This is a genomic window from Pseudomonas sp. CC120222-01a (assembly GCF_003097235.1).
Taxonomy (GTDB): Bacteria; Pseudomonadota; Gammaproteobacteria; order Pseudomonadales; family Pseudomonadaceae; genus Aquipseudomonas.
Genome location: NZ_QEQQ01000034.1, coordinates 1 through 14,550, shown reverse-complemented (window position 1 = coordinate 14,550; position 14,550 = coordinate 1). Strand labels below are relative to the sequence as shown.

Below are 14,550 nucleotides of genomic sequence, written 5' to 3'. Positions count from 1 at the left end.
CCGGCGCATGCCTGCATTATGCACGCTATGCAAAAACGCAACGTAGCCTTCGTACTCAGAGAGTTGCTCGACCGCCACGGCCTGTCCCCGACGGAGCTGTACCGGCGCACGGGTGTCCCTCAATCCACCTTGTCGCGGATTCTCGGCGGCAAGATCGTCGACCCTTCCGACAAGCACGTGTCGAAGATCGCCGACTACTTCGGTGTGAGCACCGAGCAGTTGCGCGGCCGTGCCGAGCTCGGCGAGTCGCGCGAAACCGCGTTGCCGGCCCACGGCCATGCGGACCTCAGCGACATCAGCCTGTGGGACGATGAAACCCCCGTCGAGGATGACGAGGTGTCGGTACCTTTCCTTCGCGAGGTCGAATTGGCAGCAGGATCAGGAAGATTCGTCATCGAAGAGAGCGAGCGTGCGCGGCTGCGTTTCGGCAAGCGCAGCTTGCGCCACAATGGCGTGCAGTTCGACCAGGCCAAGTGTGTGACCGTGCGCGGCAACAGCATGCTGCCGGTGTTGCGCGACGGTGCGACGGTTGGCGTGAACACCGGCAAATGCTCGATCGGCGACATCATCGATGGCGACCTCTACGCCATCAACCATAACGGCCAGCTGCGGGTGAAGCAGGTCTATCGCCTGCCTACCGGTATCCGCCTGCGCAGCTTCAACCGCGACGAGCACCCCGATGAGGACTACAGCTTCCAGCAGATGCAGGACGAGCAGATCAGCCTGCTTGGGCATGTGTTCTGGTGGGGTATGTACGCTCGCTGACGAGCCCGCCTCCAAGAAACCCGCTTCGGCGGGTTTTTTTTCGCCTGCAGAAAATCCCTACACATCAGGCCGTGCATGGCCTGCATGCATATCAGCAAAAATCAACGCATAGAAATTTGAAGAAATGCATTGACTGCATATGCATGAGTGCATAGCCTGTGTCTCAAGCCGGACGGAAACCGGTTGTTACACAGGCAGCGATGGACAGGCCTCAACTGTCCAGAGGGTTGGCAACTGGCCCGGGTGTGCAGCGTAAAGCACCACGAACAGTTATCCGGCGGGCAGGCGGCCGCGGTCGGAGTCACCAATTTGTAGCGGAACTGCGCGGCGTCACCAGTCGTGGCCGGCGGTTCGACAACGCATTACTGAAGAGCCTGGCGAGCCGGGCTTTTTGGAATGCCGAGGCTTTTGAAATATGCAGAGTACCCACAACCCGCCTGTTGGCCCCCCCCGCCAGCAGGCATTACACAGGAGACAGGACAGTGACGAACGAGCAACAAGCGTTGCTGGAGATGCCGCTCTGGCTGGTAATCGTCCTGGCATTGCTGGGCGGCCTGAGCGGCGAGATGTGGCGGGCTGACAAGGCCGGGGCCACGGGCTGGTCGCTGCTGCGACGGCTGGCGCTGCGCTCCGGGGCCTGCATGGTCTGCGGCGTGTCGACGGTGATGTTGCTGTATGCCGGCGGCCTGTCGATCTGGGCGGCCAGTGCATTGGGCTGCATGACCGCAGTTGGCGGCGCCGATGTCGCCATGCGCCTGTACGAACGCTGGGCGATCCGGCGCCTGGGCTTGCGCGACAGCACCCAGGCCGACGAGCGATAAGGAGAATATGCATGAGCGAACTGGCCACTTTGCATGCGGCCGTGACCGCAACCATTCGTGAGGCAATGCCGGAACTGGCCTCGGTCGATGCCTATACCGCTGTAGGAAATGCCCCGGAACGACCGGCACTGCGCCACGGCATCGTGCAAATGACGGCAGATGCAGCACCGCGCGATGGCCGCTCGGTGCTGATTGCCACCTTCGAGGCGGACATCACCGCCGATAGCGCCAACCCCGATGCGCGACTGCAGGGCAGCCTGCTTGCCGCGCAACTGATGGACCTGTTGCGTCAGCAGCATTGGGCACTGGACTTCGTCGAGGCCAGCCGCAACGTGCAGGCGCAGTTCGAGGGCAGCGCCTGGACCGTGCGCTGGGACCAGCCGGTACTGCTTGGCGAGGTACGCTGGAACTGGCCGGATCAGCCGCCCGGTAGCCTGGTGCTGGGTTTCGCACCCGATATCGGTTTGGGTAATGAGGCGCAGTACATCGCCCCAGAGGACTTGTCATGAGCTACGTCAGCGCCATGCATGACCGCATGCTGGCGTGCCTGGTCATTCCCTGCCGGGTGGTGGCGGTGGACCTTGCCGCCGCCCGGGTGCGGGTGTCTGATGGTAGCGGCTGGACCAGCGCCTGGCTGCGTTGGCACGCCCAGGCTGCTGGCCAGGCGCGGCACTGGCGAGCCCCCAGCCTGGGCGAGCAGGGCGTGCTGCTCAACCCCAGTGGCGAGCCGGCCCAGGGCACCTTCCTGCCGGGACTGTATGGCAATGCCGGCAGTGCGCCGGACACCCGCGAGCATGCCGAGGTCTGGCGTTTCGCCGACGGTGGTTCGCTCAGCTACGACTGGCAGGCCAGCCACTACGACATCGAGCTGCCTGGTGGCAGCGCGACCATCAAGGTCGGGGCCAGCACCGTGCAAGTCAGCGAGGGTGCGATCAGCCTGCAAGCGACGACGATCAACCTTACTGGCAAGGTCACGGTCGACGGCCCACTGCAGGTCAGCGGCGACATCAACGGCGGTGGGCGGATCATCGATACCGCCGGCAACACGGCCAATCACAAACACTGAATCGAGCCCGCCCATGCGGGCTTTTTCATATCAGGAGAATGCCATGCATACCCATGAGCAGGGCGGTGCACCATGATCGGCATGGACCGCCGCAGCGGCCAGCCGCTGGCCGGCATCGATCATTTGCGCCAGTCCATCGAAGACATCCTCACCACACCGCTGGGCAGTCGGCGCATGCGCCCGGAGTACGGCAGCCAGTTGCGGCGCTTCGTCGATTTGCCGGTCAACGAGGGCTGGAAGAGTGCCGTTCAGGCCGAAGTAGCGCGTGCATTGGGCCGTTGGGAACCGCGTTTGCAGCTGGAGCGGGTCAAGGTCGTCGCCATGCTCGACGGCCAGGTCAGTCTGGCCTTGAGTGGCCGCTACCTGGGCGACGAAGCCATGGTGGAGGTGAGCGTATGAGCCAGGTCGACCTGTCGACGCTGCCAGCACCACAGCTGCTGGAAGACCTTGACTTCGAAACCCTCTACCAGGCCGATCTGGACACCTTCCGCGAATACCTGGGCGACGACTGGACCGCCAACCTGGAGAGCGACCCTGTCACCAAGCTGCTTGAGGTCGGTGCCTACCGCAAGCTGCTCAACCGGGCTCGCATCAATGACGCCGCCAAGGCGTTGCTGTTGGCCTACGCCCAGGGCAGTGACCTGGACCAGCTGGCGGCCAACGTCAGCCTGCAGCGCCTGGTGATCCAGGCCGAGGACCTGGCCAGCGTCCCGCCCGTCGAGGCCTTGCTGGAGTCGGACGATGCCCTGCGCGAGCGGGTGCAACTGGTCTACGAAGGCCTGACCACTGCAGGCCCACGCAACAGTTACATCCTGCATGCCCGCAACGCTTCGGGGCAGGTGGCTGACGCCACCGCCGAAAGCCCGTCGCCGGCCGTGGTGGATGTCACCGTGCTAGGCCTGGAGGCTGATGGCGTGGCCAGCGCAGAGCTGCTGGCGCAGGTGGCCGCGTATCTCAACGACGACGATATCCGCCCGGTGGCCGACCGGGTCAATGTGCGCAGTGCCGAGATCCTGCCCTATCGCATCGATGCCGTGCTGTACCTGGCCGACAGCGGCCCGGAGTACGAGGCGATCCTCGCCGAGTGCCAGCGCCGCCTGGAAGCCTGGATCAACCCGAGGCGACGGCTGGGTGTGGAAGTTGCCCGCTCAGGCATCGATGCCCAGTTGCATATCGATGGTGTCAGTCGCGTCGAGCTGAGCGGTTGGGCCGACATTCGCCCGAGCAAAGCACAGGCGGCGTGGTGCAGCGGTTTCACCTTGAAGCGGGGAGGCTGACATGCAGAGCCTGTTGCCGCTCAACCGCACAGCGCTGGAGCGGGCCATCGAGGTGGCGGCCGATGAGGACCTGAAAGTCAGCCTGCGCCTGCTCTACAGCCCGGACAGCTGCCCCGCGCACCTGCTTTATCACCTGGCCTGGGCCTGGTCGGTAGACCGCTGGGAGGACAGCTGGAGCGACGAGATCAAGCGCTCGGTGATCCGTTCGGCGTTCTTCGTTCACGCCCACAAAGGCACCCTCGGTGCGCTCAGGCGGGTGGTGGAACCGTTTGGCTACCTGATCGAGGTGGAGGAGTGGTGGCAAACCACGCCACCCGCACAGGCGGGCACCTTCGCTCTGAAAATCGGCGTTTCCGATGCGGGCATCAGCGAAAGCACCTACCAGGAACTGTCATCGCTGATCGATGACGCCCGGCCAGTCAGCCGCCACTTGACCGGCCTGGTGATCAGCCTCGAAAGCCGAGGCGCACTTCATGTCGGCTGCGCGATCCAGGACGGCGACGAACTGGACATCTACCCGCTGACGCCACGTGACATCGAGGTCATTGGCGTCGTAGGCCGGGGCGGCCGCGAACATACAATCGATACCTTGGACATTGCACATGGTTGACCAGACTTCTCAGTTCTACGCCATCCTCACCAATGTGGGCGCGGCGAAACAGGCCAATGCCGATGCCTTGGGCATTGCCTGGAAAATCACCCAGATGGGGGTTGGCGATGCCAACGGCTCCGACCCCACTCCAAACGCCAGCCAGACCAGCCTGATCAACGAATGGCGCCGCGCGCCGTTGAACCAACTGAAGGTGGATGACAAGAACAGCGCGATCATCATTGCCGAACAGGTTATTCCTGCGGATGTAGGTGGCAAGTGGATTCGCGAGATCGCGCTTTACGATGCCGATGGCGACATGGTGGCTGTGGCCAACTGTGCGCCGACCTACAAACCGTTGTTGAGCCAGGGCTCGGGGCGTACCCAGGTGGTGCGGATGAACCTGGTGGTGAGCAGTGCCAGCAATGTGCAGCTGAAGATTGATCCGGCGGTGGTGCTGGCTACCCGGGAGTGGGTTACAGAGGAGCTGGCAAAGCAGGATTTCAAGCATTCTGTGCTGGCAGCGACTACGGCGAACATTGCCCTGACGGGTTTGCAAACTGTTGATGGTATTGCAGTGGCGGCCGGCGCACGGGTGTTGGTGAAAAACCAGACTGCGGGCAAAGACAACGGGATCTACGTGGCAGCGGCAGGGGCATGGAACCGAAGCAGCGATGCCGATACCGATGCCAAGGTAACACCTGGGCTGCTGGTGTTGGTGGAACAGGGTGCAGCCAATGGCGATAGCGCTTGGCAGCTCACGACCGATAATCCTGTTTCGCTGGGCATCACAGCCCAGACATTCGAGATGGCTTTTGGTCGAAGTGGCGTGACAGCAGGCACCTATCGCAGCGTGACGGTGGATAAATACGGCCGGGTGACCGCAGCCACTAACCCGACCACTGTTGCCGGGTATGGGTTGACAGATGTTTACACCAAGGCTCAGGTGGATACTGCGCTAGCACTGAAGGCACCACTGGCTAGCCCGACCTTCACGGGATCGGTAAAAACACCTACCCCTTTGCTGACCAGTGATGATACGACAGTGGCTACCACCAACTTCGTACAGCGAGTGATCGGTCAGCTGGGTTGGGGTAGTTATGGCGTGTCTACGAGCAACATACCGTCAGGTACAGACCTCAACTCCATGGTCACGCCAGGTTCCTATGGGCAGCCAGCCAATACTAACGCCACGCTTGCATTGAACTACCCCGCTGCCGTGGCCGGAACTTTACTGGTCCAGGCGGCGAATGTGGCAATCGTCACTCAGGCGTATTGCATCTACAACACCGGACAAGTCTTTAGCCGATCATGTTATTCCAATGTTTGGTCCAAATGGTCGGAGCTTGCCATTACAGATTCGCCTGCGTTGCGTGGGGTGCCTACAGCACCTACTGCGGTCAAGGGCAGTAACTCCAAGCAACTTGCGACCACGGAGTTTGTTCAAGATGCTGTAGCGGGCCTGGTGGATTCTGCACCTGCGGCCCTTGATACCTTGAAGGAGTTGGCGGCGGCGTTAGGCAATGACCCTAACTTTGCGACAACTGTCACCAATACATTGGCGACCAAGGCGGCAAAATCTACAACTTTGGCGGGCTACGGTATCAGTGATGGATACACAAAAGCCCAGGTAGATGCCGCTCTAACACTGAAGGCGCCGACGGCAAGCCCTGTATTTAGCGGTACCCCGACAGCGCCTACAGTTGCCAGGGGGAACGCGTCAAAGCAACTGGCGACTACCGAGTTCGTCAAAGAAGCGGGACTGGTGTTGCCATCGCAAATTCAGGGGGTGTCGTCCGGCGCTACGCTTGGCCCAGATCAAGTTGGCCGACTCATTAACATGAGTGGCCCGGCCATTTGGAGCGGATCGCTGTCTCTACCTTCTTCGGGAATCGCCGTAGGCTCGGTGTTCATGATATCCGTGGGGTCGGGTGAGGGAACAATCACTATTCTGAAAGCTGCCAGTCAAGGTAGCTATATCAGCTTGGGCTCCAGGCAATATGACGCTGTCAGTATCGGGACGAACGAACCGCCTATCATGCTCATGTGTGCCGCGGATGGCATCTACACGGTGATTGCTGGTGGGTTATCCAATTCGCCGGAATACTCGTCACTCAAGGCAGGGGTGGGCTGGGCGCGAAATCCGAATGGGATCATCGAACAGTGGGGCAAAATCTTGCTTCCTTCCAGCATTGCCACCGCGAATATTGATACCGTATTCCCGTTGCAATTTCCTAACGCCTGTCTGTCGGTAGTTGCAAGTATCGGTATTAATACTGATAACTACGACAAGATTTCCTATTACCGACAAAATCGCCAATCTGTCAGTATTGGCGCTTCCAGTGTGTCGGGGTTTGACGGTCAAGCATTCTGCGATAACAACCTTGCAGACTCCCGTATTGTTCAATGGCGGGCTATTGGCTATTGAGGCGCTGAAATAGCATTGGCTTTAACAAGCTCAAGCATCTTCAAGGCCGGCATTGCGCCGGACTTACTTGAGGCTATTCCCTGGCGTCCCGTAAACCGGAACGCTGCATTTACGCACCATCCTCTTCCAGGCCCTGCACCCGCAGGGCCTTTTCGTACCTGAACCTGGAGTAAACCTACATGAGTGGATTCTTCCACGGCGTCACCGTGACCAACGTCGACACCGGCGCCCGCAGCATCGCGCTGCCTTCTTCCTCGATCATCGGCCTGGTCGACACCTTCACCGAAGGTGCTGGCGCCACCGCCAAGGCCAACGACCTGGTGCTGATCACCAGCGAACGTGAAGCCGTCGCGGCGTTCGGCGAGAAGGCTGCCATTACCAAGGCCTGCCGCGCAATCTTCACCCGCGCCAAGGCAGTCATCGTCGCCTGTGGCGTGGCCAAGCTGGACGATGCCGCCGAGCAGACCGCTGCGATCATCGGCAGTGTGCAGGCCGACGGCAAGCGTACCGGTCTGCAGGCGCTGCTCGACGGCAAGAGCCGTTTCAACGCCCAGCCACGCCTGCTGGCAGCCCCGCGCCACAGCGCCACCCAGGCAGTCGGTACCGCACTGGTGGCCCTGGCCGACAAGCTGCGCGGTATTGCCATCATCGACGGCCCGAACACCACCGACGAAGCTGCCATCGACTATGCCAAGAACTTCGGCGCCAAGCGCGCCTTCCTGGTCGACCCGGGCGTGCAGTACTTCGATAACGGCGAGGAGGCCACCGTCGATGCGCCGGGCTCGGCCTGGGTCGCCGGCCTGTTCGCCTGGACCGACAGCGAATACGGCTTCTGGGCCTCGCCGTCGAACAAGGAGTTCGTCGGCATCACCGGCACCACCCGCCCGGTGGAGTTCCTCGATGGCGACGACAGCTGCCGCGCCAACCTGCTGAACAACGCCAACATCGCCACCATCATCCGCGACGACGGCTTCCGCCTGTGGGGCAACCGCACCCTGTCCAGCGACCCGAAATGGGCCTTCGTCACCCGCGTGCGGACCATGGACATCGTCATGGACGCGATCCTCTACGGTCACAAGTGGGCTGTCGATCGCGCCATCACCGCCACCTACGTCAAGGATGTCACCGAGGGCCTGCAGGCCTTCATGCGCGACCTCAAGAACCAGGGAGCGATCATCAACTTCGAGGTCTTCGCCGACCCGGAACTGAACACCGCCAGCCAGCTGGAGCAGGGCAAGGTGTACTGGAACATCCGCTTCACCGACGTGCCGCCTGCCGAAAACCCCAATTTCCGCGTTGAAGTCACTAACCAGTGGCTGACCGAAGTCCTCGATTCCGCTGCTTAAGGAGCACACTTACATGGCAATGATTCCCGAAACCCTGGCCAACCTGAACCTGTTCGTCGATGGCGTCAGCTTCCAGGGCGATGTACCCAGCCTGACCCTGCCCAAACTCACCCTGAAGATGGAAGAACACCGCCCCGGCGGCATGGACATGCCGGTCGAGATGGACCTGGGCATGGAGAAGCAGGAAGCGGCCTTCACCACCACCGGCGTGCGCCGTGAAGCGCTGAAATTTTTCGGCCTGGCCGATGGCAGCGGCTTCAACGGTACCTTCCGCGGCGCCTTCAAGGGCCTCAAGGGCAACATCACTCCGGTGGTGGTGACCCTGCGCGGCACCCTGAAGGAAATCGACATGGGCGACTGGAAGTCCGGCGACAAGGCCGAGATCAAGCACAGCGTCGGCCTGAGCTACTACAAGCTGGAAGTCGATGGCCGCCTGCTCTACGAGATCGATGCACTGGGCATGAAGCGCGTGATCGATGGCGTCGACCAGCTGGCCGCCCAGCGCGCCGCACTCGGCTTGTAAGGGGGCGACCATGGCTCAAGCGAAAAAGCAGCCACAGTGGCTGACCCTGAGTGCCGACCGCGTCAGCGTACGCCTGTCGCGCCCCAGCGAAGCCAACGGTGTGCAGGTCGACAGCCTGTCGCTGCGCGCACCGACCGTGCGCGATATCCGCAATGCCCAGGCCGGTGGCGGCGTCGACGACGAGCAGCGCGAGCTGAACCTGTTCGCGTCGCTGGCCGAGGTCGGCATCAAGGACCTCGAAGGCCTTGCCCTGAAGGACTATAGCCGCTTGCAAAGCGGCTATTTTCGCCTGGTGCAGGACGACGAACTTTGACCCGGCCCGGCAGAAGGCCGCCGCCAGGCGGCTGGCCAAGGAGCTGAACTTTTCCGCGAGCGAAATCATGACCATGTCGTATGGCGACATGGTCTGGTGGCTCGCGCCGTGACAAGGAGGAACCTATGGCGAACACACAGGTGTTCACCCTCGGGCTCGGCGTCACCGTCATCAACCCCTTGGGCCAGGCCATCGACCTGCTGCGCCGGGATGTCGAACGCCTGCGCAGGCAGGCCGACGGCACCCGGCTAGGCCGGCTCATCGGCGAGGTGATCCGACTGGGGTTGGAGCTCGGCAAGGTACGCCAGGTCGAACGCCAGCTGGCGCTGGACCAGGAACAGCAACATGAAGACCAGATCGCCCGGCTGGGCGATGAGACCGAGGCCGTCGAGCGTTTGCGTCAGCACTATTTGATGCTGGATCGGGTGATTGCCGGGTTGGCGCGGCTTAGACCGTTGCCTGGCCAGATAACGATCAATGTCTTTCAGCAATGGCACGCTGTCGTGCAAGGGCAGGTAGCCCCCGCAGCGAGTAAGTTGAAAGTACCCGCGCAGGTGCCCAGAGCGGATGCCGGTGGCACCTCGCTTACCCTTGGCAAAGGCCTTGCCATAGCCGCCGGAAGCCTTGGAGCACTGGGACTTGGAACGGTGTACGTTCGCGCCTACCGCAAACAGCCGCCGGAAAAACAGCGAGCGATACGCGAACGTGGCTTGACGGAGTGGCGGGAGAACCGTGCCCAGACATTGGCCAAGGTTGCCAAGGCAGTGATCACCGGTGAGGACGGTGAAGAAATGGCACGCGGTACCGGTGCTGCACTCGGCGACCTTGGTGGCCGTGTGCTGGGCGCTTTGGGAGCCATGCTTTTCAGAGGTAAAGCGCTCGGCAAGGTCATAGGCACGGGTAAAAGTGCGGCTGCGAATAAACCCAGGCGCACAAAAAAAGGTCAACGTAAAGCCCATGCCAAGGAACAGCGAGAGGCCGCTAAGCAGCAGGCAGCGCAAGAGGCTGAAGAGAAAAAGCAGGACGAGGCCGCACAAAAGCGCTGGGCCGAAGCTGGCGGCCTGATTGGCGAGGCTGTGGGAGACAGAGCCGGTGGTGGGTTGTTCAATTTGCTCACGGAAGATGAAGACCCCACGGCTCATGACAGCGAGGCGTCTTCAGTGACCGAGGGTCAATCTGAACCCCAGGTTGCACCGTTCTTTTCTTCGAACAGTGCAGGCAAACAGCTGCCATCGGTTGGAAAATTCTTCAAACCCGTTCCAGTGGCTGCGGTGCTGGACACCTCATTGCAGTTACTCGACACCTACCAGAGTGATAGCACGCCCGCAGAAAAACTGGAGGGCTATGGCGAGGCTGTCGGCGGGTTGGGCGGCACTTTGGCGGGATCTTCTGCCGGATGGCTAGGTGGCGCGACAGCCGGTGCCATGATCGGCTCAGTGGTGCCAGGCATAGGGACAGTGATCGGTGCCGCCGTAGGTGGTGCGCTGGGGAGCTTGGGCGGTGGGGCATTCGGCGGTATGGCGGGTGAATTCGCAGGTGGCTGGCTCGGCAAGACCGTGGCCTCTGTCACCGGTAAAGATGCGCCTGGAGGAAGGCCGGACTCTGTGAACTCTCCCGCCCAGGCAACCCGTGCTCAGGATAGCGCTGGGCCAGCTGCGACCTCGACACAGCAGTTACTGGCTGCGGTGTCTCCCACCATCAACCAGCAATTCACCTTCACCGCCAACATGCCGGTGACCTTCAACAACAGCCTCGACGACCCGACCACCCTGCAACAACTGGAAACCATCGCCCGGCGCATGCTCGAAGACCTGATGCGCCAGGCGCGTTCGGTGCAGATGGCCGATCAACCCCAACCCTGAGGAGGACCCATGACCTACCTGGAACAGTTGCAAGGCGGCTTGCATGCACTGGTCAAGGCGGGCGAGGAGGGGCGTCGGCGTGCCGACGCCATGCTCGACCCGATGCAGCAGGCGGTCGGCCACGCCAAGGAGGCGGCCGCCGAACTCGAAGCCCTGCCATGGATCGGCAAGGAAATCGGCAAGCGCCTGCAACGCACGATGCGCGCCATCGACTCGGCCAAGCAGCGCGTCGACAAGGTGATCGCCAAGTACGACCAGACCCTGGCGGTGGTGCGCAAGGTGCGTGACCAGGTCGATGCCTTTGCCGAGCACCTGGGCAAGGCCGGCGCGGCCATCCGCCGGGTGATCGGTGATGTGAAGGCGGTGGCCAAGGGTGTGCTGTCGACCTTTGGCTTCGCGCCCGAGGCCACGCCGGCAGCCGAGGCGATCAAGCCGTTCCCGCACCTGCTGGTGCTGCAACCCTTGAAGGCCAACGCCGCGCCTTACTACTTCAACCTCGACACCGCCGCCTTCGACCAGCTGCGCCGGCAAACGCGTTTTCGCTGGGCGGGGCAGGAGCGCCTGAGCCGGGAAAACGCCCAGCAGGCGGTCAGCCTGGGTGAAGAAACCATCAGCATCCACGGCGCGATATTCCCCGGTTTCAAAGGTGGCCTCGGCCAGTTGCAGGCCCTGCGCGGCATTGGCCGCCAGCTGCTGCCGCTGTCGCTGACCACCGGTTACGGCGAAGTGCTCGGTACCTGGTGCCTGACCAGCATCGAGGAAGACCAGGGCGCCTTGCTGGCCGGCGGCATTCCCCGCAAACAAGGCTTCTCACTGGAGTTCGTCAGCTATGGACAAGACCTGCAAAACGTCTGAGGGCGATGTGCTCGATACCCTCTGCCACCACTATTACGGGCACCTCGACGGCAGTGTCGAAGCGGTGCTGCAAGCCAACCAGGGGCTGGCCGAGGAGGCCCAGCCGTTTCGCAGCGGGGTGATGATTCGTTTGCCGATGTTGGCGCTGGCGCAGGCCAACGTCGTGCAGCTGTGGGACTGATGCCATGCAACCGCAATTTCGCATCCAGGCCGACGGCAAGGACATCACTGCGCTGATCAACGACCGCCTGTTGTTGCTGCGCACCACCGACAAGCCGGGCATGGAGTCGGACGACTTCGAACTGCGCATCGACGCCCGTGACGGCGCCTTGGCGCTGCCCGCGCGCGGCGCGTTGCTCGAGGTGCATCTGGGGTACGCCGGCCAGCCGCTGATCCGGCTGGGGCGTTACACCGTCGATGAGGTCGAGTTGTCCGGCCCGCCTGACACCCTGGTGATTCGTGGCAAGGCCAGTGACCTGCGCGGCACGGGCCGGACCATCCGCAGCGGCAGTTGGGAGGCCGTGCCGTTGCAGCGCATCGTCGCTGAAATCGGCGCACGCAATGGCTGGCAGGCGGTCTGCCCGGTGCTCACCCTGGTGCCGCGGGTCGATCAGTACAACGAATCGGATTTCAACTTCATCACCCGCCTGGCCCTGCAATACGACAGCACCGCCAAGCTCGCCAACGGCCAGTTGCTGGTGCTGCCGCGCCAGGGCGGGCAGAGCGCCAGCGGCAAGCCCCTGGATGTAGTCGCTATTGCCCGCAGCGATGTCAGCCAGTGGTATTTCCGCCTGGACGACAAATCCGCGCGCAAGGCGGTGCGCACCCGTCACCAGGACAGTGCCAGCGGTGAGCTGATGACGGTCGAGCTGGCCAATGACGGCGCTGCGGACGGCCAGCGGCCGGTGCACACCGACCGTCACCTGTACCCCAGCCGCGCCGCCGCCGAGCAGGCGGCCAGGGCGCGGCTGGCCAGCTTCAACCGCGGCACCGCCCAGGTGCGCCTCGACCTGCCTGGGCGCACCGACCTGTTCGCCGAGCGCAGCATCGACCTGCAGGGTTTTGTCGATGGCCTCGACGGGCTATACCAGATCGATTCGGTGGAGCAGGTGTTCACCGCCTCGGGCTGGCGCACCACGCTGCAGGGCAATGGCGGCAAGGCGGGCAAGGTACAGGCCAAGGGCGCAACGCCCCGCCGCAAGGCTGCGATCAAGGCTTGAGGACGATACAGGGAAGGAGTGTCAGACATGCTCACAGAAACGCAATTGCTACAGATTTTGCCGAACGCCCGCCCCGTTGCGGGCGTTTTTATTTCGGCACTGAACGTCACCCTGCCACGCTGGGAAATCGACAACCCCAAGCGTGTGGCGGCGTTCATCGCCCAGGTCGGCCATGAGTCCGGCCAGTTCCGCTACGTGAAGGAGCTGGGCAACGACCGCTACCTGGCGCGCTATGACACCGGCAGCCTGGCCTTGCGCCTGGGCAACACGCCGCAGGCCGATGGCGATGGCCAGTTTTACTGCGGGCGCGGCCTGATCCAGGTCACCGGGCGCAACAACTATCAGGCCTGCAGCCGAGCGCTGTTCGGCGACGAGCGTCTGCTGGCGCAACCGCAGTTGCTCGAACAGCCACGCTGGGCCTGCGAGTCGGCGGCGTGGTTCTGGCATTCGCGTGGGCTCAATGCCCTGGCTGACCGCGGCGAGTTCAACCGCATCACGCGCCATATCAATGGTGGGCTCAATGGGCTTGAGGATCGCCTCCAGCTCTGGGCGCGGGCGCGCGAGGTGTTGTGTTGAGCCGGTTGCAGCTTGGCCTTGGTGCATTGTTGTTGATGCTGTCTGCAGCACTGGCCTGGCAGATACAGGGCTGGCGCTACGGGCGGCAACTAGCGCAGCTGGCGCAAGCACAGGCCGCTGCCGAGGCTACCCGGCTGCTCGTCGAGCGTGAGCAGCGCCAAGCACTTGAGCAGCGCCTGGATGAAAGTGAAACCCGTCATTTCAAGGAGCTTGCTGATGCGCAGCAGTCTCAGGCTCGCCTGCGGGATCGTCTTGCTACTGCCGATCTGCGCCTGTCGGTCCTGGTCGAGCGCGACACAGTCTGCAGCACAGTGCCTGCCACCTCCGGCGCCGGCGGCGTGGATCATGCAACCGTACGCGCCGGACTTGAGCCGGCGCATGCTCGACGAATTGTCGCCATCACCGATGAAGGAGACCGGGGGTTGATGGCGTTGCGGGCTTGTCAGGATTATGTGCGGGAGGTGCGTGGGGGGCCTTAGTTCAGGCCTTGGGTTCTGCAGCGCCTGTGGGATATGCATGCCTTGAAAGCTCCAGCGCCTGTGAGATCGAGCGCCGCCCGCGCGGCGCATCGCGGGCAAGCCCGCTTGTATGGTTAGACTTGAAGGGGTGGTGGGACTAAATGCCCGATTCTGACTGTTCGCAGCAGTACAGACCGTGGGAGACATCGCCCCACCCCTTCCACCAAAGCGCCGATAAAGAATGCATCGTTTGCAAGCGACGATAGAAGCAAGCCAGCGCCTCTTGGTGAAACCCCTTCAAGCCGAAAAACCATAACGTGAGGTGGCTCCCATGGCAATGCAGGTTGGAAAGCTGATCGTGGGTGCGGATGTCGCAAAAGCTGAACTGGTGATTCATCACGATGATTGCGATGAGATCATCAGGCTCAAAAACTCCAAGCTCGAAATCAAA

General features: G+C 62.5%; 17 protein-coding genes and 2 pseudogenes. All 19 read left to right on the top strand.

What is annotated here, in order from left to right; all coding sequences use genetic code 11:
- The first annotated feature begins 18 nt into the window (after positions 1-18).
- On the top strand, positions 19-765 hold the full coding sequence (locus N430_RS27300) for a S24 family peptidase (RefSeq protein ID WP_110639795.1): 747 nt from the start codon (positions 19-21) through the stop codon (positions 763-765).
- A 482-nt stretch (positions 766-1,247) separates the two neighbouring features.
- On the top strand, positions 1,248-1,586 hold the full coding sequence (locus tag N430_RS27295) for a phage holin family protein (RefSeq protein WP_054885346.1): 339 nt from the start codon (positions 1,248-1,250) through the stop codon (positions 1,584-1,586).
- Positions 1,587-1,597: 11 nt separating this feature from the next.
- Positions 1,598-2,095 carry a hypothetical protein gene (locus N430_RS27290; protein WP_110639796.1) on the top strand — a complete coding sequence of 166 codons (498 nt, stop codon included), beginning with the start codon at positions 1,598-1,600 and terminating at the stop codon, positions 2,093-2,095.
- Positions 2,092-2,652: a phage baseplate assembly protein V gene (locus N430_RS27285; RefSeq protein WP_110639797.1), complete on the top strand. Its 561-nt coding sequence runs from the start codon at positions 2,092-2,094 to the stop codon at positions 2,650-2,652. Before N430_RS27290 ends, N430_RS27285 begins: the two co-directional genes overlap by 4 nt.
- Before the next feature lie 72 nt (positions 2,653-2,724).
- Complete coding sequence (locus tag N430_RS27280) at positions 2,725-3,051, top strand: GPW/gp25 family protein (protein ID WP_110639798.1); 327 nt, start codon at positions 2,725-2,727, stop codon at positions 3,049-3,051.
- Positions 3,048-3,929 (top strand): baseplate J/gp47 family protein, encoded by an 882-nt coding sequence (locus tag N430_RS27275; protein WP_110639799.1) that lies wholly within the window; start codon positions 3,048-3,050, stop codon positions 3,927-3,929. Before N430_RS27280 ends, N430_RS27275 begins: the two co-directional genes overlap by 4 nt.
- A 1-nt stretch (position 3,930) precedes the next feature.
- A complete protein-coding gene (locus N430_RS27270) occupies positions 3,931-4,539 on the top strand; it encodes a phage tail protein I (protein ID WP_110639800.1) in 609 nt (202 codons plus the stop codon).
- A pseudogene (locus N430_RS29815) lies at positions 4,532-5,362 on the top strand (phage tail protein); the annotation flags it as partial. The gene N430_RS27270 and the pseudogene N430_RS29815, both read left to right, overlap by 8 nt.
- Positions 5,363-5,665: 303 nt before the next feature.
- The gene (locus N430_RS30125) at positions 5,666-6,946 is read left to right on the top strand and encodes a pyocin knob domain-containing protein (protein WP_371922806.1); all 1,281 of its coding nucleotides are present in this window, start codon (positions 5,666-5,668) and stop codon (positions 6,944-6,946) included.
- A 179-nt stretch (positions 6,947-7,125) separates the two neighbouring features.
- Positions 7,126-8,292 (top strand): phage tail sheath family protein, encoded by a 1,167-nt coding sequence (locus N430_RS27260; RefSeq protein WP_110639802.1) that lies wholly within the window; start codon positions 7,126-7,128, stop codon positions 8,290-8,292.
- A 13-nt stretch (positions 8,293-8,305) separates the two neighbouring features.
- Positions 8,306-8,815, top strand: a complete 510-nt coding sequence (locus tag N430_RS27255; protein ID WP_054885338.1) for a phage major tail tube protein — start codon at positions 8,306-8,308, stop codon at positions 8,813-8,815.
- 10 nt (positions 8,816-8,825) lie between these two features.
- The gene (locus N430_RS27250; protein WP_110639803.1) at positions 8,826-9,128 is read left to right on the top strand and encodes a phage tail assembly protein; all 303 of its coding nucleotides are present in this window, start codon (positions 8,826-8,828) and stop codon (positions 9,126-9,128) included.
- Positions 9,129-9,253: 125 nt separating this feature from the next.
- Positions 9,254-10,990, top strand: a complete 1,737-nt coding sequence (locus tag N430_RS27245; protein WP_110639804.1) for a hypothetical protein — start codon at positions 9,254-9,256, stop codon at positions 10,988-10,990.
- Between the two features lie 9 nt (positions 10,991-10,999).
- On the top strand, positions 11,000-11,845 hold the full coding sequence (locus tag N430_RS27240; protein WP_110639805.1) for a phage tail protein: 846 nt from the start codon (positions 11,000-11,002) through the stop codon (positions 11,843-11,845).
- Entirely contained in the window at positions 11,820-12,026 is a 207-nt protein-coding gene (locus N430_RS27235; protein ID WP_110639806.1) for a tail protein X, read from the top strand. Before N430_RS27240 ends, N430_RS27235 begins: the two co-directional genes overlap by 26 nt.
- Positions 12,027-12,030: 4 nt before the next feature.
- The gene (locus N430_RS27230; protein ID WP_110639807.1) at positions 12,031-13,065 is read left to right on the top strand and encodes a phage late control D family protein; all 1,035 of its coding nucleotides are present in this window, start codon (positions 12,031-12,033) and stop codon (positions 13,063-13,065) included.
- A 27-nt stretch (positions 13,066-13,092) separates the two neighbouring features.
- Positions 13,093-13,641, top strand: coding sequence for a glycoside hydrolase family 19 protein (locus N430_RS27225; protein WP_110639808.1), 549 nt, complete (start codon positions 13,093-13,095; stop codon positions 13,639-13,641).
- Positions 13,638-14,120: a lysis system i-spanin subunit Rz gene (locus N430_RS27220; RefSeq protein WP_371922805.1), complete on the top strand. Its 483-nt coding sequence runs from the start codon at positions 13,638-13,640 to the stop codon at positions 14,118-14,120. Before N430_RS27225 ends, N430_RS27220 begins: the two co-directional genes overlap by 4 nt.
- 310 nt (positions 14,121-14,430) lie before the next feature.
- Positions 14,431-14,550 (top strand): annotated as a pseudogene (locus N430_RS30120) (IS110 family transposase); the annotation flags it as partial.

What these genes read in the sequence shown, in the direction of transcription:
- N430_RS27225 (WP_110639808.1), top strand. Translation starts at nt 13,093, where the DNA reads ATGCTCACAGAAACGCAATTGCTACAGATTTTGCCGAACGCCCGCCCC.
- N430_RS27275 (WP_110639799.1), top strand. Translation starts at nt 3,048, where the DNA reads ATGAGCCAGGTCGACCTGTCGACGCTGCCAGCACCACAGCTGCTGGAA.
- N430_RS27250 (WP_110639803.1), top strand. Translation starts at nt 8,826, where the DNA reads ATGGCTCAAGCGAAAAAGCAGCCACAGTGGCTGACCCTGAGTGCCGAC.
- N430_RS27235 (WP_110639806.1), top strand. Translation starts at nt 11,820, where the DNA reads ATGGACAAGACCTGCAAAACGTCTGAGGGCGATGTGCTCGATACCCTC.
- N430_RS27290 (WP_110639796.1), top strand. Translation starts at nt 1,598, where the DNA reads ATGAGCGAACTGGCCACTTTGCATGCGGCCGTGACCGCAACCATTCGT.
- N430_RS27300 (WP_110639795.1), top strand. Translation starts at nt 19, where the DNA reads ATGCACGCTATGCAAAAACGCAACGTAGCCTTCGTACTCAGAGAGTTG.
- N430_RS27260 (WP_110639802.1), top strand. Translation starts at nt 7,126, where the DNA reads ATGAGTGGATTCTTCCACGGCGTCACCGTGACCAACGTCGACACCGGC.
- N430_RS27270 (WP_110639800.1), top strand. Translation starts at nt 3,931, where the DNA reads ATGCAGAGCCTGTTGCCGCTCAACCGCACAGCGCTGGAGCGGGCCATC.
- N430_RS27240 (WP_110639805.1), top strand. Translation starts at nt 11,000, where the DNA reads ATGACCTACCTGGAACAGTTGCAAGGCGGCTTGCATGCACTGGTCAAG.
- N430_RS30125 (WP_371922806.1), top strand. Translation starts at nt 5,666, where the DNA reads ATGGTCACGCCAGGTTCCTATGGGCAGCCAGCCAATACTAACGCCACG.
- N430_RS27285 (WP_110639797.1), top strand. Translation starts at nt 2,092, where the DNA reads ATGAGCTACGTCAGCGCCATGCATGACCGCATGCTGGCGTGCCTGGTC.
- N430_RS27255 (WP_054885338.1), top strand. Translation starts at nt 8,306, where the DNA reads ATGGCAATGATTCCCGAAACCCTGGCCAACCTGAACCTGTTCGTCGAT.
- N430_RS27230 (WP_110639807.1), top strand. Translation starts at nt 12,031, where the DNA reads ATGCAACCGCAATTTCGCATCCAGGCCGACGGCAAGGACATCACTGCG.
- N430_RS27245 (WP_110639804.1), top strand. Translation starts at nt 9,254, where the DNA reads ATGGCGAACACACAGGTGTTCACCCTCGGGCTCGGCGTCACCGTCATC.
- N430_RS27280 (WP_110639798.1), top strand. Translation starts at nt 2,725, where the DNA reads ATGATCGGCATGGACCGCCGCAGCGGCCAGCCGCTGGCCGGCATCGAT.